This window comes from Pseudomonas sp. OTU5201, assembly GCF_038440135.1.
Lineage (GTDB): Bacteria > Pseudomonadota > Gammaproteobacteria > Pseudomonadales > Pseudomonadaceae > Metapseudomonas > Metapseudomonas resinovorans.
This window is the reverse complement of record NZ_JASATC010000001.1, coordinates 159,714-179,993: the sequence shown is the minus strand read 5'-3', so window position 1 is coordinate 179,993 and position 20,280 is coordinate 159,714. Positions and strand designations below refer to the sequence as shown.

20 protein-coding genes are annotated in these 20,280 nt (G+C 62.4%); 15 read left to right on the top strand and 5 right to left on the bottom strand.

Annotated elements, in window-relative coordinates; all coding sequences use genetic code 11:
- Positions 1-58 precede the first annotated feature (58 nt).
- Positions 59-841 (top strand): TatD family hydrolase, encoded by a 783-nt coding sequence (locus tag AAHM40_RS00895; RefSeq protein ID WP_342243017.1) that lies wholly within the window; start codon positions 59-61, stop codon positions 839-841.
- Positions 842-1,088: 247 nt separating this feature from the next.
- Here the strand turns inward: AAHM40_RS00895 and AAHM40_RS00890 are convergent, their stop codons facing one another.
- Positions 1,089-2,222, bottom strand: a complete 1,134-nt coding sequence (locus AAHM40_RS00890; RefSeq protein WP_342243016.1) for an aminotransferase class V-fold PLP-dependent enzyme — start codon at positions 2,220-2,222, stop codon at positions 1,089-1,091.
- Between the two features lie 74 nt (positions 2,223-2,296).
- Between AAHM40_RS00890 and AAHM40_RS00885 the strand changes: the two genes are divergently transcribed.
- From AAHM40_RS00885 to AAHM40_RS00870, 4 genes are all read left to right on the top strand, one after another.
- Complete coding sequence (locus AAHM40_RS00885) at positions 2,297-2,935, top strand: TetR/AcrR family transcriptional regulator (RefSeq protein WP_280284296.1); 639 nt, start codon at positions 2,297-2,299, stop codon at positions 2,933-2,935.
- A gap of 89 nt (positions 2,936-3,024) precedes the next feature.
- Positions 3,025-3,993 (top strand): GTP 3',8-cyclase MoaA, encoded by a 969-nt coding sequence (locus AAHM40_RS00880; RefSeq protein WP_342243015.1) that lies wholly within the window; start codon positions 3,025-3,027, stop codon positions 3,991-3,993.
- A 66-nt stretch (positions 3,994-4,059) separates the two neighbouring features.
- The gene (locus AAHM40_RS00875; protein WP_342243014.1) at positions 4,060-4,662 is read left to right on the top strand and encodes a DUF4823 domain-containing protein; all 603 of its coding nucleotides are present in this window, start codon (positions 4,060-4,062) and stop codon (positions 4,660-4,662) included.
- Positions 4,663-4,672: 10 nt separating this feature from the next.
- Positions 4,673-5,242 (top strand): DUF1285 domain-containing protein, encoded by a 570-nt coding sequence (locus AAHM40_RS00870; RefSeq protein ID WP_342243013.1) that lies wholly within the window; start codon positions 4,673-4,675, stop codon positions 5,240-5,242.
- 47 nt (positions 5,243-5,289) lie between these two features.
- Here AAHM40_RS00870 and AAHM40_RS00865 read toward each other — a convergent pair whose 3' ends face one another.
- Positions 5,290-6,954: an electron transfer flavoprotein-ubiquinone oxidoreductase gene (locus AAHM40_RS00865; RefSeq protein WP_028627854.1), complete on the bottom strand. Its 1,665-nt coding sequence runs from the start codon at positions 6,952-6,954 to the stop codon at positions 5,290-5,292.
- Between the two features lie 319 nt (positions 6,955-7,273).
- Between AAHM40_RS00865 and AAHM40_RS00860 the strand changes: the two genes are divergently transcribed.
- Positions 7,274-8,023, top strand: a complete 750-nt coding sequence (locus AAHM40_RS00860) for an electron transfer flavoprotein subunit beta/FixA family protein (protein WP_088191740.1) — start codon at positions 7,274-7,276, stop codon at positions 8,021-8,023.
- A complete protein-coding gene (locus AAHM40_RS00855) occupies positions 8,023-8,952 on the top strand; it encodes an electron transfer flavoprotein subunit alpha/FixB family protein (protein ID WP_342243012.1) in 930 nt (309 codons plus the stop codon). Before AAHM40_RS00860 ends, AAHM40_RS00855 begins: the two co-directional genes overlap by 1 nt.
- A gap of 61 nt (positions 8,953-9,013) precedes the next feature.
- Here the strand turns inward: AAHM40_RS00855 and AAHM40_RS00850 are convergent, their stop codons facing one another.
- Positions 9,014-9,943, bottom strand: a complete 930-nt coding sequence (locus AAHM40_RS00850) for an alpha/beta fold hydrolase (protein ID WP_342243011.1) — start codon at positions 9,941-9,943, stop codon at positions 9,014-9,016.
- Between the two features lie 115 nt (positions 9,944-10,058).
- Here AAHM40_RS00850 and AAHM40_RS00845 point away from each other — a divergent pair, with 115 nt between their 5' ends.
- The 8 genes from AAHM40_RS00845 to AAHM40_RS00810 all read left to right on the top strand — a co-directional run bounded on the left by AAHM40_RS00845 (position 10,059) and on the right by AAHM40_RS00810 (position 17,318).
- Positions 10,059-10,874, top strand: coding sequence for a substrate-binding periplasmic protein (locus tag AAHM40_RS00845; RefSeq protein ID WP_342243010.1), 816 nt, complete (start codon positions 10,059-10,061; stop codon positions 10,872-10,874).
- Between the two features lie 14 nt (positions 10,875-10,888).
- Positions 10,889-11,245 (top strand): DUF4398 domain-containing protein, encoded by a 357-nt coding sequence (locus tag AAHM40_RS00840; protein ID WP_342243009.1) that lies wholly within the window; start codon positions 10,889-10,891, stop codon positions 11,243-11,245.
- Positions 11,242-12,054: an OmpA family protein gene (locus AAHM40_RS00835; protein ID WP_342243008.1), complete on the top strand. Its 813-nt coding sequence runs from the start codon at positions 11,242-11,244 to the stop codon at positions 12,052-12,054. Before AAHM40_RS00840 ends, AAHM40_RS00835 begins: the two co-directional genes overlap by 4 nt.
- A 154-nt stretch (positions 12,055-12,208) precedes the next feature.
- Positions 12,209-13,642, top strand: coding sequence for an aminotransferase-like domain-containing protein (locus tag AAHM40_RS00830; protein WP_271472364.1), 1,434 nt, complete (start codon positions 12,209-12,211; stop codon positions 13,640-13,642).
- A gap of 99 nt (positions 13,643-13,741) precedes the next feature.
- Complete coding sequence (locus AAHM40_RS00825) at positions 13,742-15,472, top strand: vWA domain-containing protein (RefSeq protein ID WP_342243007.1); 1,731 nt, start codon at positions 13,742-13,744, stop codon at positions 15,470-15,472.
- Position 15,473: 1 nt separating this feature from the next.
- Complete coding sequence (locus tag AAHM40_RS00820; protein ID WP_342243006.1) at positions 15,474-16,064, top strand: RNA polymerase sigma factor; 591 nt, start codon at positions 15,474-15,476, stop codon at positions 16,062-16,064.
- Complete coding sequence (locus AAHM40_RS00815; RefSeq protein ID WP_342243005.1) at positions 16,061-16,726, top strand: hypothetical protein; 666 nt, start codon at positions 16,061-16,063, stop codon at positions 16,724-16,726. Before AAHM40_RS00820 ends, AAHM40_RS00815 begins: the two co-directional genes overlap by 4 nt.
- A 76-nt stretch (positions 16,727-16,802) precedes the next feature.
- The gene (locus AAHM40_RS00810; RefSeq protein ID WP_342243004.1) at positions 16,803-17,318 is read left to right on the top strand and encodes a hypothetical protein; all 516 of its coding nucleotides are present in this window, start codon (positions 16,803-16,805) and stop codon (positions 17,316-17,318) included.
- A 113-nt stretch (positions 17,319-17,431) separates the two neighbouring features.
- Here AAHM40_RS00810 and AAHM40_RS00805 read toward each other — a convergent pair whose 3' ends face one another.
- Together AAHM40_RS00805 and AAHM40_RS00800 are read right to left on the bottom strand one after the other, a co-directional pair.
- Positions 17,432-19,255, bottom strand: coding sequence for a long-chain-acyl-CoA synthetase (locus tag AAHM40_RS00805; RefSeq protein WP_342243003.1), 1,824 nt, complete (start codon positions 19,253-19,255; stop codon positions 17,432-17,434).
- Positions 19,256-19,441: 186 nt separating this feature from the next.
- Positions 19,442-20,266 carry an SDR family oxidoreductase gene (locus tag AAHM40_RS00800; RefSeq protein ID WP_342243002.1) on the bottom strand — a complete coding sequence of 275 codons (825 nt, stop codon included), beginning with the start codon at positions 20,264-20,266 and terminating at the stop codon, positions 19,442-19,444.
- Between the last annotated feature and the right edge of the window lie 14 nt (positions 20,267-20,280).

Genomic DNA, 20,280 nt, shown 5'->3' with positions numbered 1-20,280 from the left:
AGGTCCGGGCTGCAAGCAACAGGCTTGAAGCTTGGCGCCTGCGCCTGGAGCCTGAGCCATGCTGATTGACTCCCACTGCCACCTGGACCGCCTCGACCTGGCCGCCCATGATGGTTCTCTCGATGCTGCCCTGGAAGCTGCCCGCGCCCGTGGGGTTGGCCAATTCCTCTGTATCGGCGTGAGTGCCGACAATGCCGCTGCCGTGAAGTCCCTGGCTGAGCGTTATGAGGACGTGCACTGCTCCGTTGGCGTTCACCCGCTGGATCTACAGCCGGGCGAATCCCTCGCACTCGACTGGTTGCTGGGCGAGCTGCAGCATCCGCGTGTGGTGGCTATTGGTGAAACTGGCCTGGACTATCACTACGAGCCCGAAGCCGCCGAGCTCCAGCAGCAGGCTTTCCGTCTGCACCTGGATGCAGCGAAGGTGACCGGCAAGCCGGTGATCGTGCATACCCGGGAAGCCCGCGCCGATACGCTGGCGCTACTGCGCGAAGCAGCGCTGCCTCAGGCCGGCGTATTACATTGCTTCACCGAGGACTGGGATATGGCTCGCGCTGCGCTGGACCTCGGCTTCTACATCTCCCTTTCCGGCATCGTCACCTTCCGCAATGCCGATGCCCTGCGTGAAGTGGCGCGTCAGGTGCCGTCCGATCGCCTGCTAGTGGAAACCGATTCGCCCTATCTCGCGCCCGTGCCCTACCGCGGCAAGCCCAACCTGCCGCAATACGTGCGCGAGGTCGCGGAGTTCCTTGCCGATTTGCGTGGGGTATCGTTCGAAGCCTTTGCCGAGCAGACCAGCGAGAATTACCTGCGCCTGTTCCCCCTCGCACAACGAGGCTGAGAAGCGCCCAGTGAGTGGCTGAAAAAACTGCGCACAAAAAAAAACCCGGGTTCTGGGGGATGAATCCGGGTCAAGACCATTAGGAGTAAAACAAAGGAACGCGATCCACGGTTCCTCGACTGGCTGGGCACTTGGGGGGAGATGCCACACGCCAGTAAGAGAAGTATTGGTCAATATCTCCAAGCGTCCAGATAGCCCGAAGGCGATTCTTAAACCTATTTGGAATACGCCGGCACCGGCTGAGTCCTCATGCGTCTGCCATCTGGCGCAGTAGCGCAAGGGTTTCGTCTATCACGCGGGGTTCGGTATAGAAGTGCGGCGAAAAGCGGATGCCGCCACCCCGTTGGGCGCATACCACTTGCTCGGCTCGCAGTCGCTCGAACAGCGTCTGATTGTCCCAACCGTCCAGCCGAAAACTGAGGATGCCGGCACGTCGCGCCGGATTCAGCGGGCTTAACAGCCGAACCCCGGGAGTCTGCGCCAGTCCGTCCTGCAGCCACTGCACGCGTTCCGCCAGCGCGACCGCCACCTGCTCCATGCCTACCTCTTCCAGCAACGACAGGCTTGCCTCCAGCGCCATGGCGCCGAGCATGTTCGGGCTGCCGCACTCGAAGCGTCGCGCCGTGTGGGACGGTGCCCAGTCGGCGCGTTCGTAGTCGCCTGGATGCTCCAGCATGTGCCAGCCGTATTCATGGAGTTTCAGTTGCTCGCGCAGATCGCTGCGGCAATAGAAGACTCCCAGACCTTCCGGGCCGAGCATCCACTTGTGCCCATCGGCCATGGCAAAGGCGCAATCGATGGCCTGGGCGTCGAAGGGCAGGGCGCCCAACTGCTGGATGGCGTCGACACAGAAGAGCACGCCGCGCTGCCGGCATTCCTGGCCGAGGCGTTGCAGGTCCAGGCGCAGGCCACTGGCGTACTGCACGGCGCTGACAGACAGAAGTCGGGTGCGCGGCCCGCAGGCTGCGAGCAGGGCGCTTTCGGGATCGCTGCCGTCCAGTGATACCTGGACGGTGTCCACGTCGTAGCGTTTCAGCGCTTCCCAGACGACCCGATTGGAGGGGAACTCCTGGTCGCTGATGATGACCTGATCACCTGCCTTCCAATCCAGACCAAAGGCAACGAAAGACAGGGCTTCCGATGTATTCTTGACCAACGCTAGATCAGCAGTGGTTGGTGCGTTCAGCAATTTGGCCAGGCGTTCGCGCAGGCGACGTTCTACTATCAGCCAGTCTGGATAATCTCGTGCGCCGAGGCGCCAGTTCTCTTCGGCAAAGCTCTGGACCGCACGGGTCGCTCGTTTGGGCCATGGCGCAACCGCAGCATGGTTGAGATAGCGGAGCCCATCAGCGTGGGCAAACTCATCTTGCAATAAGCTCATAGTCGGATGATCCGTGCATTTTTACGCCAGATAGGCATAATACGCGGCTTGATTTTTGACCCCACAGTCCCTTTATGCAGAAAGAACCCCGTAAAGTCCGTGAGTTCCGCCGCCGCGAGCAGGAAATTCTCGACACCGCCCTCAAGCTCTTCCTGGAAGAGGGCGAAGACAGCGTTACCGTCGAGATGATCGCTGACGCAGTGGGTATCGGCAAAGGCACCATCTACAAGCACTTCAAGTCGAAGGCGGAGATCTATCTGCGCCTGATGCTCGATTATGAGCGCGACCTGAACGCGTTGTTCCATTCCGCTGATGTTGATCGTGACAAGGAAGCGCTGTCGCGGGCCTATTTCGAGTTCCGCATGCGTGACCCACAGCGCTATCGCCTGTTCGATCGCCTGGAAGAGAAGGTTGTGAAGAACAGCCAGGTGCCCGAGATGGTCGAGCAGCTGCACAAGATTCGTGCATCCAACTTTGAGCGTCTGACCCTGCTGATCAAGGGGCGTATCGCTGAAGGCAAGTTGGAAGATGTGCCGCCGTACTTCCACTACTGCGCTGCCTGGGCCTTGGTACATGGCGCCGTCGCGCTTTACCACTCGCCGTTCTGGAGCAACGTGCTGGAAGATCAGGAAGGTTTCTTCCAGTTCCTCATGGACATTGGCGTGCGCATGGGTAACAAGCGCAAGCGCGAAACCGAGTCGCCAGCCGGCTGACGTATTCAGTGCATCTATAACGCGGTCCCGGATATGTGCCTTACCGGCCGCAGGGATATACTCCGGCGTACCACATGCCGGAGCGTCCCATGATCGTCGATCGCCAAGGCAGGCGCTTCCGCAATTTGCGTATCAGCCTGACCGCCGCCTGCAATTACGCCTGCACCTACTGTGTGCCAGATGGCAAGCGGCTGGTAGCGGCTCAGGACGAACTTTCGGCCGAGGCCATGGTGCGCGGCGTGGCCTACCTCATTGAGGCGGCCGGTATCGAGCGTTTGCGTATCACCGGCGGCGAGCCGTTGGTGAGTCCCAAGCTCGATCCTTTCCTTCGTGAAGTCAGTAAGCTCGGGCTCGAAGACATCAGCCTGACCAGCAACGGCCAACTGCTGTCACGCAAGTTGCCACTGTTGCTGGATTGCGGCATCCGCCGTCTGAATATATCCCTCGATACCCTGGATGCCGACGAGTTCCGCGGCATCGCCCGTGGCGGTGACCTGGCCGCTGTGCTCAAGGGGCTCGAAGAGGCGAGTGCTGCTGGCTTGAAGATCAAGGTCAACATGGTCCCGCTGCGTGGCAAGAACCTCGACCAGGTGCTGCCGTTGCTGGACTACTGCCTGGAGCGTGGATTCGAGCTGCGCTTCATCGAATTGATGCGCATGGGGCACCTGGCCCGTGATCCCAACAGCTTCCATCAGCAGTTCGTGGGGCTGGAGGAGCTGCTGGCGCTGATCCGCACGGCCCATGAGTTCGTTCAGGCAGATGCGCCACTGGATGCTACGGCTCTGCGCTACCGGGTACCCGGCGAGGGTTGCTTCGGTGTGATCGCCAACGAGAGCGTGCCGTTCTGTCGGACCTGCTCGCGCCTGCGCTTGTCTTCTACCGGATGGCTGCACGGTTGCCTCTCTTCGAGCAACCGTCACTATGTCGGCGATCTGCTGGAGAAACCCCGCCACGAAGCGCTGCCAGCGCTACAGCGTTTGCTGGTCAGAGCCCTGGCGGACAAACAGGATGTTGCGTTCTCCGGCGGCGTCACCGTGATGAAGATCATTGGCGGTTGATGGCGCGGAAGCTGCATTGGTTCTCTATCCGCCGGTTTTTCGTCGCCGGCGCCTGGAGGACACACGATGCGTAGCATGATTCTGTTGCTGGCGATTCTCGGCCTGGTTGGCTGCATGAAGGTCAGTGACATGGCGGAGGGCACTCGCGAACAGATGAGCGATGCCGGATTCCTGGACCACAGCGAGACTCGCCGCGCCAGCCCCTGGCGTCTGCAGGCGGACTCCTTCATCTACATTGCTCAAGGCTACTTTGTGCCGCCGGGCTCCGCCTATCCGCGACCCAATGTAGTCGCTGAAGAGGCTTTTGACGGCTTCGTCGAGTACTTCCCCATGGTGCGCCGTGCCAAAGGGCCTGCTGGCCTGGAAGAGGCCATGGGCCAGGCCCGTTCGGTAGGTGCCCACTATCTGCTTTACGCCCGATTCGCCAGTGCTGACGACCGTATCGGTACGGTGGAGGAGTGGGAGGATCAGGAGGCACTGGATCGGCTCGGCCGCGACCGTGGCGTAATCCAGCTGATGTTGATCGAAACCAATACCCGCTATTTGGTAGACACCGCTCGAATCCGCAATCGTGGCGGATTTCTGACGTTCTACGATTCCAAACCGGAAGACCTGATCGGCCCACCGCTGGAGGAGTATGCTCGCAGCCTGATCGGCTTGAGTCGTTGAGGAGATAGGAATGAGCGATCCCGGCAAGGCCGGCGACTTGCTGGCGCAGATACCCAAGGGCGACAAGCCGGGCGGTGCGCCTGTTCATCTGTGGAACCCGTCGTTCTGTGGTGACATCGACATGCGCATCGCTCGGGATGGCACCTGGTTCTATCTGGGTACGCCGATTGGTCGCAAGCCCATGGTCAAGCTGTTCTCCAGCGTGATCCGCAAGGACGGCGAGGATTATTTCCTGGTCACCCCGGTGGAGAAAGTCGGCATTCAGGTTGAGGACGCCCCCTTTGTCGCCGTCGAGTTGCAGGTCGAAGGGGTAGGGGAGGCACAGCAGCTGCGCTTCATCACCAACGTCGAAGACGAGGTGGTGGCTGGTGAGGCCCACCCGCTGCGCGTCGAACTGGACCCGCAGACCCAGGAGCCGTCGCCCTACGTGCTGGTGCGCACTAACCTGGAAGCGCTGATCCACCGCAATGTCTTTTACCAACTGGTAGAGCTGGCTGAGCCGCGCGACATCAACGGAGTCGCCTGGCTTGGTGTCTGGAGCGGCGGGGAGTTCTTTCCCATCGGCCCGCTGCCCGAGTAACCGAAAGGCGGAAAAAAGGCTCCCGAGGGAGCCTTTTTCGTGCCTGCTTACATGTTGGGGTAGTTCGGGCCGCCGGTACCTTCCGGGGCTACCCAAGTGATGTTCTGGGCCGGGTCCTTGATGTCGCAGGTTTTGCAGTGGACGCAGTTCTGGGCGTTGATCTGGAAGCGCTTGGCGCCGTCTTCCTGGGTCACCACCTCGTACACGCCGGCCGGGCAGTAACGCTGTGCCGGCTCGTCGTACAGCGGCAGGTTCTTGGCGATCGGGATGTCTGCGTCTGCTAGCTTCAGGTGGCAGGGCTGTTCCTCTTCATGGTTGGTGTTGGAGAGGAATACCGAGCTGAGTTTGTCGAAGCTGAGCTTGCCGTCCGGCTTCGGGTACTCGATGCGCTGGGACTGGGCGGCGGGCTTCAGGCAGGCATAGTCCGGCTTGTTGTCGTGCAGGGTGACCGGGATCTTGCCGCCGAAGAGGTTCTGGTCGACATAGTTGAACGCGGCACCGGCGAGCACGCCGTACTTGTGGATAGCGGCGCCGAAGTTGCGGCTGCGGAACAGCTCGTCGTACAGCCAGCTGGATTTGAAGGCATCGACATAGCCGGTCAGTTCGTCACCGCCTTCCTTGCCGGAGGCCAGCGCAGCGGCCACGGCTTCGGCGGCCAGCATGCCGGACTTCATCGCGGTGTGGCTGCCCTTGATCTTGGCGAAGTTCAGGGTGCCGAGGTCGCAACCGATCAGCGCGCCGCCCGGGAAGACCATCTTTGGCAGCGAGTTCAGGCCGCCCTTGCAGATGGCACGAGCGCCATAGGCAACGCGCTTGCCGCCTTCCAGGTACTGCTTGACCACTGGGTGGTGCTTGTAGCGCTGGAATTCGTCGAACGGCGAGAGGAAAGGGTTGCTGTAGGACAGGTCGATGATCAAGCCCACTACAACCTGGTTGTTTTCCAGGTGATAGAGGAAGGAGCCACCGGTGTTCTGGTTGTCGACGAAGGACAGAGGCCAGCCGGCGGTGTGGACTACCAGGCCGGGTTGGTGCTTGGCCGGGTCGATGTCCCAGATTTCCTTGATGCCGATACCGTAGTGCTGGGCGTCGGCTTCGGAATCCAGGTTGTACTTCTTGATCAACTGTTTGCCGATGTGGCCCCGGCAGCCTTCGGCGAACAGGGTGTACTTGGCGCGCAGTTCCATGCCAGGGGTGTAGTAACCCTCTTTCGGATGGCCTTCACGGTCTACGCCGAGATCACCGGTGATGATGCCGCGAACGACGCCGTTCTCGTCGATCAGCGCTTCCTGGGCGGCGAAGCCCGGGTAGATCTCAACGCCCAGGCCTTCGGCCTGCTGGGCCAGCCAACGGCAGAGATTGCCCAGGGAGATGATATAGTTGCCCTCGTTGTGCATGGTCTTGGGCACGAAGAGGCCGGGAACCTTGATGGCGGAGTCGGCATCTTTGAGCATATAGATGTCGTCGCGGGTTACCGGGGTGTTCAGCGGGGCGCCCAGGTCTTTCCAATCAGGGAAGAGCTCGTTCAGGGCTCGCGGTTCGAATACGGCGCCAGAGAGGATGTGGGCGCCGACTTCGGAACCCTTCTCGACCACGCATACGCTGATCTCTTGACCAGCTTCCGCGGCCTTCTGCTTCAGTCGGCACGCGGCGGACAGGCCAGCAGGGCCAGCGCCGACGATGACGACGTCGAATTCCATGTATTCGCGTTCCACAGTCAATCTCCTCAAGGCTCTTCGATATTTTGTGTTGGAGGGCTAGGCTCGATCCCTGACCTGAGCGGGCGCATTATATCCAGACCCTTTGTTCGGTCCAATACAAACGTTTGTTTGAATTTTGTGAAACCCTGATAGGATAAGGCTCTGCGGCTTATGACGGGTCATTTTGCTGTATTGACCGGAATAGGCGATACGGTCAAGATACGGGCGGTTTTGCGCTCGCTGTCTGGGCTGAGAGTCGGTTCCGGCCGACCTGCATTACTGGCCAGGCTCGTCTTGGCGACATTCTTATTAACCGGAGAGTAACGAGGAATCCATGAAGGTTCTTGTAGCTGTCAAACGAGTGGTCGACTACAACGTCAAAGTCCGCGTCAAGGCGGACAACTCCGGCGTCGACCTCGCCAACGTGAAGATGTCGATGAACCCCTTCTGCGAAATCGCCGTGGAAGAAGCCGTCCGTCTGAAAGAAAAAGGCGTAGCGAGTGAAATCGTCGTCGTCACCATCGGCCCGAACACCGCTCAAGAGCAGCTGCGCACTGCCCTGGCCCTGGGTGCTGATCGCGCCATTCTGGTCGAGTCCGCCGACGAGCTGAACTCCCTGGCCGTAGCCAAGCTGCTTAAGGCGGTGGTCGACAAGGAACAGCCTCAGCTGGTCATCCTCGGCAAGCAAGCCATCGACAGCGACAACAACCAGACCGGCCAGATGCTGGGCGCCCTGACCGGCTACGCCCAAGGCACCTTCGCCTCCAAGGTTGAAGTGGCTGGCGACAAGGTCAACGTTACCCGTGAGATCGACGGCGGCCTGCAGACTGTTGCGCTGAACCTTCCGGCGATCGTGACCACCGACCTGCGCCTGAACGAGCCGCGCTACGCGTCGCTGCCGAACATCATGAAAGCCAAGAAGAAGCCGCTGGACGTGGTCACCCCGGACGCCCTGGGTGTTTCCACCGCTTCCACCGTCAAGACCCTGAAAGTTGAAGCACCGGCCGCCCGCCAGGCTGGTATCAAGGTCAAGTCCGTGGCTGAACTGGTCGAAAAACTGAAGAACGAGGCGAAGGTAATCTGATGGCTATCCTGGTTGTTGCTGAACACACGAACGCCGCTCTGGCAGCCGCCACCCTCAACACCGTGACCGCCGCTCAGAAGATCGGTGGCGACATCCACGTCCTGGTCGCGGGTGCTGGTGTAGGCGCTGCCGCCGAAGCCGCCGCCAAGATCGCTGGCGTGTCCAAGGTGCTGGTAGCCGACAATGCCGCCTACGCCCATCAACTCCCCGAAAACGTCGCTCCGCTGATCGCCGAGCTCGGCAAGGGCTACAGCCATGTGCTGGCGCCGGCCACCACCAACGGCAAGAACTTCCTGCCGCGCGTGGCTGCCCTGCTGGACGTCGACCAGATCTCCGAGATCATCGCCGTTGAAAGCGCCGACACCTTCAAGCGTCCGATCTACGCCGGTAACGCCATCGCCACCGTGCAGTCCTCGGCTGCCGTGAAGGTGATTACCGTGCGTTCCACCGGTTTCGACGCCGCTGCCGCTGAAGGCGGTTCCGCTGCCGTTGAAGCCGTGGGCACTGTTTCCGACGCTGGCAAGTCCGCCTTCGTCGGTGAAGAGCTGGCCAAGTCCGATCGTCCGGAACTGACCGCTGCCAAGATCGTCGTATCCGGCGGCCGTGGCATGCAGAACGGCGACAACTTCAAGCACCTGTACGCCCTGGCCGACAAGCTGGGCGCGGCTGTCGGTGCTTCCCGTGCCGCCGTCGACGCCGGTTTCGTACCGAACGACATGCAGGTCGGCCAGACCGGCAAGATCGTTGCGCCGCAGTTGTACATCGCCGTGGGCATCTCCGGTGCCATCCAGCACTTGGCGGGCATGAAGGACTCCAAGGTGATCGTCGCGATCAACAAGGACGAAGAAGCCCCGATCTTCCAGGTGGCTGACTACGGCCTGGTGGCTGACCTGTTCGAAGCCGTACCAGAACTGGAAAAGCTGCTGTAATAGCGCTTCCCGGCCTGCCGTACAGAAAACCCGCTCTTCGGAGCGGGTTTTTTATTGCCCCTCAACGATGGCTGGCGTCGAGGAATGCCTGATAGTGTCGGGCGGTTTCCTCGGGGCGTTCGATCATGGGCGCGTGACCGCAGTTTTCCATGATTACCACGCTGGGTTTCTTCAGCAACGGCTTCATGACCTCGATGCTGGACACATCCAGCACCTTGTCGCGATCGCCCCAGAGCAGCAAGGTAGGGGCCTCGATCCTTGGCAGTTCGGGCTCCAGCGGGATATAGCGCTCCCGTAGCTGGCGGAAGACCTCGTCGTAGTGTGCCTCGTTGGCCATGGATTGCTCAGCCAGGTAGGCCTTCACCGAGGTGGGGAGGGGCGGTGCCTCGACGAAGACGAAATCCAGCATCCGTTGGAAGTCCTCCGGGCTCCGGACCACCAGCGGGTTGGGCTGGCCGCTTTCGATCAGGCGGAACAGCTCGCTCTTGTTCGGTGCCGTGATGCCGCCGTTGTCGAACAGCGCCAGGCTACGCACTTGCTGCGGGTAGCGAGCCGCGACGATTCCGGCGATATGGCCGCCCATGGAGTTGCCCACCAGATGCACCTTGCCCAACTCCAGGGTCTTGATGAACGACTCCAGACGCTCCGCCTGGGTGCCGACGTCGTAGCTGCCGGTGGGGCGGTCGCTGTCACCGAAGCCAGGCAGGTCCAGGGCGATGACGTGGTAGCGCTCGGTGAAGTGACGAGCGAAGCGCAGCCAGTTGTCCTTGTTGGCGCCGAAACCATGGATCATGACGATGGTTTCGCCCTTGGTCGGACCGCCCTCGTAGTAATGGATGCTAAGATCGCCCAGCGCGATCTGTCGCTCCGACAATCCGGCGAGTTGGCGCTCCACCAGACGCACGCTGCCTGTCAGAGCAGCGGGGGAAAAGTAGAGGGTTGCCGCCGCAGCCGCCAGGAGAATGGTGACTGTGATGAGGAACTTCTTCATGACCTGTCCTTATCGCGAATGGTTCTTTTAGCCGCCTGTACGCTAGCATGAAGCTCGTTCCAGGCGATGCCGCCCACGCTGCGGCCAATCGAATGTCCAGTCCGGGAAACCTCAGATGCCAAGACTCTGCCTCTCATCCCTGCTCCTAGCGCTATGCCTGCTACCCGGACTCGGGCAGGCTGCCGGGAAATGCGAGCGGCTGGTGGCCACCGGTAATCCGGAGTATCCGCCCTACCTGTGGCGTGACCCTGAGAACCCCAAACAACTGATAGGCGCCAATGCCGACCTGCTCAAGCAGATCGCCAAGGAATTGGGGTTGAAGGTTGAGATCCTCTACACCGGGCCCTGGTCCCGAGCCCAGGATGAAGCGCGCACGGGGCGGGTCGACCTGATCGCCGGCGCATTCATCACCCTGCCACGCCTGGAAACCATGGACTACGTTCATCCGGCCTTCCTCGAAACCCAGAGTGTTGTCTGGGTGAAGCGCGACCGGGCGTTTCCTTACAGTGGCTGGGACGACCTGCGCATCCACACTGGCGGCACTCTAGTGAAGAACAGTTTTGGTGAGGCCTTCGACCGCTTCGCCAGGGACAACCTCAAGCTCGAAGAGGTCCCCAGCCTGACCCAGGCCTATCAGAAGCTCCTGCTGGAGCGCACCGACTACGTGCTCTACGAGCGCTACCCCGGGCTGGTACTGGCCGACACACTCGGCATGGCGGATGACCTGGTCGCTCTGGAACCACCCATTTCCAGTGAAGGTCTGTACCTGACCCTGTCCCACAATTCGGCCTGCAACGACCCCTGGCTGCGCGGACAGCTGGCAAGAAAAATGACAGAATTGGTCGCCGCCGGGGTGCCGGAAACCCTGCTGCAGCGCAACCTGGAACGGTGGAAAGCCCTGCAGATGCAACCTGCCGCGATGCCTGAATGATTAGGAACCCTCTAGTGAGCAAGACACCCCTGTTTGCCGTCGGCCTTGTGGTGCTGACCTTGGCCGGCTGTGCCAATGATCCGGCGCCCAACGAACAAATGCGCCTGACCCAGAAGGCGGTGGAGCAGGCCAAGGCCGTAGGCGCCACCGAACAGATCGAAGAAATGAAGCTTGCGCAGGACAAACTCGCCCTGGCCGAGAAGAATATGGGCGAGGAGGACTACAAGCGCGCTCGTATTCTGGCCGAGGAAGCCGAACTTGATGCACGCCTGGCTGAGGCCAAAGTGCTGACCAAGAAGAGCCAGGACCAGCTGGCTGAGCTGACGTCGAGGATCAATCGCTTGCGCAAGCAGTTGGGAGAGGTTCAGTGAAGCGGAATCGTGCATTGAGCGTCGGCCTGCTGTTCAGCCTCGGACTACTTGGCGGGTGCGCCAGCCAGCAGCAGACCGAACAGAGCCTGGAGCAGGCCCGGCAGATGTTCCAGAAGGTCAAGGAGGACCAGAACGTCCTCAGCGCGGCACCGAAGGATGTGATCCGCTCCGGCGAATCCCTGGCTCGTGCCGAACGTCTGTCCAGCTACTGGGGCAATGACGCCGACGTCGTCCATTACGCCTACCTCAGCCAGCGCTACAGCGAAATCGCCAGCCAGCACAGCGAGCAGAGTCAGAACCAGACCCGCGTCGCCAAGCTGCAGCTGGAGCGCGAGCGTCTGCAACTGGCGCTGCGTGAAGCGAAACTGCTCAGCGTGCAGCAGCAGGGCAAGTGGCTGGAAGAGCAGATGATTGCCCTGGCCGCCACCGAAACTGACCGTGGTCTGGTCATGACCTTGGGCGATGTGCTGTTCGACACCGGCCGGGCCGATCTCAAGGCGTCGGCCAACCGCACGGTGCTCAAACTGGTGCAGTTCCTCCAGCTCAATCCGCGGCGTGTCGTGCGCATCGAAGGCTATACCGACAGCAGCGGCAACAAGCAGGACAACCTGAAGCTCTCGACTGACCGTGCCCAGGCCGTGGCTGATGCCCTGGCTGACCTCGGCATCGATGCCAAGCGTATCCAGGTACAGGGATATGGTGAGGCCTTCCCGGTGGCGGAGAACGCCTCCAATCGGGGCAGGGCGCAGAACCGACGCGTGGAGATCGTCTTCTCCAACGAGAAGGGTGAGCTCGGTCCGGCGCGTTGAGTCGCAACACAGCAAGCCCCGGTGACCGTTCGGCACCGGGGCTTTTTCTTGCCTGGACAATTTCACTGTATGGCACACAATTTCATGATCTGTACCGGTGCAGTTTTAGGGGCTTCGGATAGTGTTTCGGTCCAGTGATACAGGTGCCGCCGTTATGACCAATCTGTTGCTCTACCAACGCATCGCCCAGCAACTGGCCGATGATATTCGCCGAGGTGTCTACCAGCCGGGCGAACGCGTGCCTTCGGTGCGCAAGCTCAGCTCTCAGCTCAGTGTCAGCCACGCCACGGTTCTGCAGGCCTATGCCAGCCTGGAGGATCAGGGCCTGATCCGCGCGCGTCCGCAATCCGGCTTCTATGTACACCAGACACCCGCACTGACCGCATCCACCCCCGATATCGCCCGCGTTGAGCGCCCCGGCCTGGTTACCCGTGCCAGCATCATCCAGCAGGTCCTGGCCGAATCCCGCCGCGAAGGTGTGTTTCCATTGGGGGCGGCGGTTCCCCATGTCGATTACCTTCCGGTACGCACCCTTCACCAACAGTTGGCCAAGGTCACCCGCTTCCACAGCCCGCGCGCCTTCAGCTACATGTTCAGTCCCGGTTTCGAACCGCTGCGGCGCCAGGTGGCGATCCGCATGCGCGATGCCGGTGTTGTGGTAGACCCGAGCGAAGTGGTGATCACCCACGGTTGCGTGGATGCGCTGCAGATGAGCCTGCGGGTGCTGACCCGGCCAGGTGACCTGATCGCTACCGAGTCTCCGACCTACTACGGCCTGCTGCAGTTGGCCGACCTGCTCGGCCTGAAAGTGATCGAGATTCCCAGCGACCCCACCACCGGCATCAGCCTGGAAGCCCTGCAGTTGGCCGCCAACCAGTGGCCGATCAAGGCCCTGGTGCTGACCGCGCGGCTGAGCAATCCCCTGGGTGGCACCATTCCCGAGGAGCGGCAGAAACAACTGTTGCGCCTGTCCTCCGACTTCGACATCCAGATCATCGAAGACGATATCTACGGCGAACTAATGTTCGACCAGGGGCCTTCCAAGGCGATCAAGGCCTATGACCTGGACGACCGGGTGATCTACTGCTCCAGCTTCTCCAAGACCCTGTCGCCTGGCGTGCGCATTGGCTGGATGATCGCCGGCAAGTACCAGGCGGAAATCCAGCGCCTGCAGACATTCAGCACCCATTCGGCGTGCAGCGTCACCCAGATGGGTGTGGCGGCCTATCTGGAAAATGGCGGATACGACCGGCACCTGCGCTACATCCGCCAGGAATACCGGAAGAACCTCACGGCCTTCCAGTTGGGGGTGCAGCAGTATTTCCCCGAAGGCACCCAGATTACGCGTCCCAACGGCGGCTTCATTCTCTGGATCAGCCTGCCGGCGAAGGTGAACACCAAGGATCTGCACGTGCGCGCCCTGCAGCAGGGCATCAGCATCGCGCCGGGTCTGATCTTCAGTAATACCGAGCAGTTCAACCACTGTGTGCGGCTGAACTGTGGCATCCCGTGGAACCGCGAAGCCGAGCGCGCCATCATGACCCTCGGTATGCTCGCCAAGCAGCTCTGCCAGGAGGCCGGCCTGTAACCGGCCTTCTGAAGCTGATTTTTCTTGAAGGCTTAACCCCTCTTGCAGGACGCCTACGTCTACTGGTGCGAATGGCTCATTCGTACTCAGGAGGCGACCATGTCCAGCCGTAACTTCCTTCAGCAACAACCCTTGGGCGCGGGCTTCACCACCGGCCTGCTGCTAGCCCTGGCTGCCTGCAGTGCCCAGGATGCGTCGGCGCCGGCCACCGGCAAGGTCGATGAGGCTCCACCTCCGCCCGTGCTGGCCCAGCCTGAGCTTGTGCTGAAGGAGGAGGCTAAGAGCCGTGCGCCGGCTTCCCTGGCCAAACGTTCCGACTACGCCGCCGAAGCACGGCAGATGCCCATGATCGCGCCAGCGCCCATGGCGGATGCACTGCAACCTGGCTACCGCGATGTACCGCGCGAGCAGTACCAGCACCTCGCCGACAACCCGGTGCATGCCGTCGCCAGTGAGCCGGTCTCCACCTTCAGCATCGATGTCGACACCGGCAGCTACGCCAACGTACGGCGCTTCCTCAATGGCGGCCAACTACCTCCGGCCGATGCCGTGCGGCTGGAAGAGATGGTCAACTACTTCCCATACAGCTATCCGCTGCCGGAAGGCGACGTGCCCTTCGGCATAGGTATCGAACTGACGCAGACTCCTTGGAATCCGCAGACTCGGCTGTTGCGCGTGGCGATCAAGGCCTCTGACAGCAGCATCGAACAACTGCCGCCGGCCAACCTGGTGTTCCTGGTGGATGTCTCCGGCTCGATGGACCGTCGCGAGGGGCTGCCCATGGTGCAGGGCACCCTCAAGCTGCTGGTGGATCAGCTGCGTCCGCAGGACAGGGTATCCCTGGTCACCTACGCCGGGGAGGCGAGCGTGGTGCTTGGATCTACGCCAGGCAGCGAGAAAGCCAGGATTCGCGCCGCCATCGAGCAACTCAGCGCGGGTGGCTCCACGGCTGGCGAATCAGGCATCCAGCTGGCCTACGCCGAAGCGCAGAAAGCCCTGATCCCTAATGGCATCAACCGCATCCTGCTGGCGACCGACGGCGACTTCAACGTCGGAATCAGCGACTTCGAGACCCTCAAGCAACTCGCCGCGCAGAAGCGCAAGGGTGGGGTGTCACTGACGACCCTGGGCTTCGGCATGGACAACTACAACGAGCGGCTGATGGAGCAACTGGCCGATGCAGGTGACGGCAACTACGCCTACATCGACAACCTGCGTGAGGCGCGCAAGGTGCTGGTGGACCAGCTTGGCTCCACGTTGTCGGTAGTCGCCAAGGACGTGAAACTGCAACTGGAGTTCAACCCGGCCAAGGTCAGCGAGTACCGCCTGCTGGGCTACGAGAATCGCGCGCTCAAGCGTGAAGACTTCAGCAACGACAAGGTTGATGCTGGCGAGATTGGCGCCGGCCACACCATCACAGCGTTGTACGAGATCGTACCCACCGGCTCCAAAGGTTGGCTGGAACCACTGCGTTACCAGCCGGTCGCCAAGACCGAGGGCACGGTCGGTGAGCTGGCCTGGCTGCGGGTACGCTACAAGGCGCCAGGTGCGGAGCAGAGCCGACTGCTGGAGCGTCCCATTGGCGCCGACAAGGTTGTTGGTCTCGACGAGGCCAGTGAGGATCTTCGCTTTACCGCCGCGGTGGCAGCCTTCGCCCAACAGCTCAAGGGCGGTCAGTACACTGGGTCTTTCAGTCTGACCGACAGCGCCGGTCTCGCTCGGAGCGCTCGGGGCGACGACCGCTTCGGCCTGCGTGGCGAGTTCGTGCAACTGGTGGAACTCGCGCAAAGCTTGCAAACTCCTGCCCCATCCCACTCGCGGAAGGAATGACGTGAACGCGACTCTCACGTTTGACGACGCCGCTTTGCTGCGGCGTTACCGTAACGGCGATGCCCAGGCCTTTGGCGTGCTCTACGCCCGCCATCGCCTGGGCCTTTACCGTTTTCTCTGCGGGCTTTGCGGCGATGGTGCCCTGGCCGAGGAGATCTTCCAGGAAACCTGGCTCAACCTGATCCGCAGCGAGTCCGAGCAGCGTGGCCAGGCAAGCTTCAAGACCTGGCTCTACCAGATCGCCCGCAATCGCCTGATCGACCATTGGCGCAAACACGGCCGTTTGCAGGGCCGCGAGGAAGCCTTCGACGAAGCCCTGCACGGCGACGCCTTGTACGGCAGCAGTCCTGATCCGGAGCGGGAGCTTTCCCTCAGCCAGGATCAGCTGCGCCTGCGCGCGGCCCTGGACGAACTGCCGGGCGAGCAGCGCGAGGTGTTCCTGCTGCGCGCCCATGGTGACCTCGAGCTGACCGAGATCGCCGAACTCACCCGCACGCCGGCCGAGACGGTGAAGAGCCGTCTGCGCTACGCCCTGCTGAAGTTGCGTCGGCTGCTGGCCGACCCGGACGCGGCCGAGGAGGTATCCACATGAACCAAGACCCGCACAAGTCGGACGCCATGGAACGGAAACTGCTCGAACACTACCGCTGCCACAGCCACGACGAACCGTCGGCGGCACTGGACCAGCGCATCCTAGCGGCGGCGGCAGCCCAGGCGGCGCAGAATCGGCCAGGGCGCAGCCCATCCCTCGGTGAGCGCTTGCATGCCTGGTTGTTCGGTGCCGGAGGCCGGCAACGCTGGGCGGTCGCCTTAGCCGGTTTCGCCACACTGGGCATTGGCTTGAGCCTGACCTTGCGCACCCAGGATGAGGCCGAGCAGCGCTTCGATGCGCCCCCTGCCGGTGCCGCGCCGTATTCCGCGCCAGCTCCGGCGGCAGCGCCGATGTCCCGGGCGGCACCGGCCACCCTGGCCAGTCCTCCTCAGGCGGAGAAGAAAGCCTCTGCCATGGCTGACAGCAGCGCCGAGGTCGAGGCGCGTCAGGCAGAACCTTTGCATCTGGATGAATCCGCCCCCAAAGAGGAACTGGCAAAAGCTGCGCGGCTCCCCGAACCGGAAGCGAGTCTGCGTCGTGTGCTGGAACTCAATGCGGCAGGCAGACGCGAGGAGGCGCACAAACTGCTGGGTGAGCTGCAGGCCCGCTATCCGCAACGTGACATCGCCGCCGAACTGCGACAGCTGGAGCGTGACCGCTGAAATCCGTCGCGCCAGGCTTGCCAGCGTTAGGGCGAAGGTGGAGCATGGCGCGATCACTGCCTCTGCTAGAGCCTTCATGCGTTCCATTCATCTGCTTTGTGCCGGTCTGGCACTGACGTTGCTCGCGGCGTGCGACAAGGACGCGCCGTCGCAGCCCAAGTCGCCGCCCGCGCCGCCGCCCATCTCTGCCAGCCCGGAGTCGACCCCCTCGACTCCGGCGCCGGCTGCGCCGGTCATGCCTGCGCCTCTGCAAAAGCCTGTTCCGCCACCGCCGGCGCCGCCCCCGAAACCCCTGCCGCCGCCTCCCGCCCCGGCACAACCCAAGAAGCCGCCACTAGGCGCGACTGCCGTGGCACCGGTGCCCAAGGCCAAGCTCGATCTCAGTCTGCCCAGGGATCTGGCTGATCAGTTAGAGCCGGGCGATGTGATCGACGCGCTGTCGGAACAGCCGCTGTTACCTCAGATGTTCGTGGAGAAGCCCGCCCCGGAAAGTCCGTTCCAGCTCAACGGCAAGCTGATCACCAACGAACGGGAAGACGACTACTGGCGCTCCGTGGAAGGCGCCGAACTGCAGTTTGAGTTCAAGCGCTAGAGCGGGCTTATAAGCCGGGCAGTGTGCCCAGCCACACGATGAGTTGAGTGAAGCGATAACCAAACGGGCAGGGCTATTCGTACCTGCCACCTTGCAAGCGCCCTGCACCCACTTCAGAACCGATACTCCCCACGCTGAATCGCCTCGTACAGGCTGCCGTCCAGCGGGCGGAATCCCGGGTCGCCGGGCAGGCGCGCGAAGAGGGGGGCGTTCACCGCTTCCGGGTCGTATGCCTGCTTCTTCAGGTCTGTCTTCTTGTACTTGAAGGTGCCCGTGGTCTCTACCTCATCCAGGAGGCGCACGAACAGTGGCGAGGCATAGGCCGGTAGCTCGCGGTCCAGGTGCTCGGCCAGGGCCTGGCGATCCAGCTGCGCGCCGCTGGCCAGGCGCAGCGCGGCCATGCCACAGCGTCCGTTGGTGCCGGGGATTTCCACGCCATAGACCACAGCATCCTCCACGCCGGGGAAGGCACCCAGTGCGTTCTCCACCTCGGTGGTCGAGACGTTCTCGCCTTTCCAGCGGAAGGTATCGCCGAGGCGGTCGACGAATTGCGCGTGCTTGCAGCCAATGCCGCGCATCAGGTCGCCGGTGTTGAACCAGGCATCGCCTTTCTTGAACACGTCACGCAGGATTGCCGCCTCGCTCTTGGCGGGGTCGGTGTAGCCGTCGAAGGGCCATTTCGGGCTGATCTCGCTGATCAGCAGGCCCGACTCGCCCTTGGCCACTTCCTGGAGGAAGCCTCGGTGGTCGCGCAGGGGGCGGTCGTTTTCCAGGTCGTAGTGGACGATGGCGAAGGTCGCCGGGGAGAACCCCACCGTATTGTCGAAATTGAACACATTGGTGAAACCAATGTTGCCTTCGCTGGAGGCGTAGAACTCCATTACGCGCTCGACGCCGAAGCGCGCCTTGAACTCGGCCCAGATCGATGGGCGCAGGCCATTGCCGATCATGCAGGAAAGGCTGTTGCCCTGCTCCTCGGGGCAGGGGGGCTGGTTCAACAGGTAGCGGCACAGCTCGCCGATGTAGCCGAAGCAGGTGGCCTGGTAGCGCGCCACATCCTTCCAGAAATTGCTCGCGGAGAACTTCCGGCGCAGGGCGATGGCGGCGCCACCGGCCAGTACTGAGGCCCAACTCACGGTGACCGCGTTGTTGTGGTAGCAGGGAAGCGTCAGGTAGAAAACATCGTTCTCACCAAGGCCCAGGCCCGAGTGACCGAAGCCACCGTAGGCTTTGATCCACTTGCCGTGGCTGAGGATGGAGGCCTTGGGCATGCCGGTGGTACCCGAGGTGTAAATGTAGAAGCAGGCGTCCTTGAGGCGCACCTGGCCGGTTTCCGCCGGGTTGTCGCTGGACTGGCCCATGGCGAGGCGCATCAGATTCTGCCAGCCAGGCGGAGCGTCACCCGGTTCGGTCAGGCTGTCACTGTCGGCTACCCAGTAGCAGCGACGGGCATCGTCCAGCTCGTCGCGAACGTCGTCGAAGGCGCCACGCAGCTCCTCGCCCACTACGAAATGCCGGGCCCTCACCAGCGTGAGGCTGTGGCTCAGCACCTTGCCGCGCTGGGTGGTGTTCACCATTGCGGCGATGGCCCCCAGTTTGGTCAGGGCCCCGAGCACTGCCAACACTTCGATGCGGTTCTCCAGCATTACCGCCACCACGCTGCCATGGACCACACCTTCGGCCTTCAGGGCATAGGCCAGGCGGTTGCTCCAGGCATTGAACTCGGCATAGCTGAGCCGTCGCTGCTCGTCGATTACCGCCGGACGCTGCGGATACAACCGTGCTGCGCGCTCCAGGGCCCAGCCCAGGGAAAGCGCCTTCTCGCGGTTACGGATGCCGGTGTAGTAGAGGCCCAGCAGCATGCGCGGCAGGCGTGGCAGGTTGGCCGGCAGCCGGGCGATGAAACTCAGCGGGGAGATCAGTTCGGCTTGGCTCATGATTCTCGCGTGTTGTCGTTGTTGTACGCAGGCGTTTTCCTGACTCTAGAACGGGCGGCCAAACCCCACCATGACCCTGGCGCGGCGGGATGAAGGCAGATGGGCAAATCAGCGCAGGGGGAGAGATTCTCTGTAAGGGCCAATGAATTCGCCCCTACAGGTGTGTTCCGCCAACCGGGGGTGTTCTCAATCCAGGAACAGGTCCGGCACCAGCGAGCCGCCTTGCGGGTCGTAGCGGTATTGCTCGAACTCGGTCTGGCCCTGTTCGCGCAGCAGCTCTTCGTCGATCAGCAGGCGGCCGGTAATGCTGCGGTCGGTGCTGGACAGAATGGCGTGGGCCGCGTCTGCCATGATGGCGGGGGTGCGGGCGCGCTTGAAGGCGTCACGGCCACCCAGCTCGAACTCGATGGCGGCGGTGGCGATGATGGTTTTGGGCCATAGCGAGTTGACGCTGATGCCGTACTTCTTGAACTCATCGCTCATGCCGATGCTGAGCATGCTCATGCCGTACTTGGTGATGGTGTAGGGGCCGTGCTGGGCGAACCACCTCGGTGCCAGGTTGAGCGGCGGCGAAAGGTTGAGAATATGGCCGCTGGCGCTTTGCTTCAGGTAGGGCAGGGCGGCCTGGCTGCAGACCATCACCGCGCGGGTGTTGATCTGATACATCAGGTCGAAGCGTTTGGGTTCCAGGTGCTCGACGCCAGTGAGGCGGATGGCCCCGGCGTTGTTGACCAGGGCGTCGATGCCACCGAAGTGCTCGGCGGCCGTGGCCATGGCCTCACGCACTGCGTTCTCGTCGCGCACGTCCAGCTGCAGGGGCAGGGCTTTGCCGCCGGCGGCCTCCACTTCATCTGCCACGCTGAAGATGGTACCCGCGAGCTTGGGATGGGCTTCCGCGCTCTTGGAGGCGATGACGATGTTCGCGCCGTCGACCGCGGCGCGCAGCGCGATCTCGCGGCCTATGCCGCGGCTGGCGCCAGTGATGAACAGGGTTTTGCCGGACAGTGACATGCGCGTTCTCCTGA

Bases quoted from the DNA above. Each gene is read 5' to 3' on its own strand.
- AAHM40_RS00885 (WP_280284296.1), top strand. From the start codon at position 2,297: ATGCAGAAAGAACCCCGTAAAGTCCGTGAGTTCCGCCGCCGCGAGCAG.
- AAHM40_RS00875 (WP_342243014.1), top strand. From the start codon at position 4,060: ATGCGTAGCATGATTCTGTTGCTGGCGATTCTCGGCCTGGTTGGCTGC.
- AAHM40_RS00830 (WP_271472364.1), top strand. From the start codon at position 12,209: ATGACCAATCTGTTGCTCTACCAACGCATCGCCCAGCAACTGGCCGAT.
- AAHM40_RS00845 (WP_342243010.1), top strand. From the start codon at position 10,059: ATGCCAAGACTCTGCCTCTCATCCCTGCTCCTAGCGCTATGCCTGCTA.
- AAHM40_RS00800 (WP_342243002.1), bottom strand. From the start codon at position 20,266: ATGTCACTGTCCGGCAAAACCCTGTTCATCACTGGCGCCAGCCGCGGC.
- AAHM40_RS00850 (WP_342243011.1), bottom strand. From the start codon at position 9,943: ATGAAGAAGTTCCTCATCACAGTCACCATTCTCCTGGCGGCTGCGGCG.
- AAHM40_RS00855 (WP_342243012.1), top strand. From the start codon at position 8,023: ATGGCTATCCTGGTTGTTGCTGAACACACGAACGCCGCTCTGGCAGCC.
- AAHM40_RS00825 (WP_342243007.1), top strand. From the start codon at position 13,742: ATGTCCAGCCGTAACTTCCTTCAGCAACAACCCTTGGGCGCGGGCTTC.
- AAHM40_RS00860 (WP_088191740.1), top strand. From the start codon at position 7,274: ATGAAGGTTCTTGTAGCTGTCAAACGAGTGGTCGACTACAACGTCAAA.
- AAHM40_RS00895 (WP_342243017.1), top strand. From the start codon at position 59: ATGCTGATTGACTCCCACTGCCACCTGGACCGCCTCGACCTGGCCGCC.
- AAHM40_RS00810 (WP_342243004.1), top strand. From the start codon at position 16,803: ATGCGTTCCATTCATCTGCTTTGTGCCGGTCTGGCACTGACGTTGCTC.
- AAHM40_RS00890 (WP_342243016.1), bottom strand. From the start codon at position 2,222: ATGAGCTTATTGCAAGATGAGTTTGCCCACGCTGATGGGCTCCGCTAT.
- AAHM40_RS00815 (WP_342243005.1), top strand. From the start codon at position 16,061: ATGAACCAAGACCCGCACAAGTCGGACGCCATGGAACGGAAACTGCTC.
- AAHM40_RS00805 (WP_342243003.1), bottom strand. From the start codon at position 19,255: ATGAGCCAAGCCGAACTGATCTCCCCGCTGAGTTTCATCGCCCGGCTG.
- AAHM40_RS00880 (WP_342243015.1), top strand. From the start codon at position 3,025: ATGATCGTCGATCGCCAAGGCAGGCGCTTCCGCAATTTGCGTATCAGC.
- AAHM40_RS00870 (WP_342243013.1), top strand. From the start codon at position 4,673: ATGAGCGATCCCGGCAAGGCCGGCGACTTGCTGGCGCAGATACCCAAG.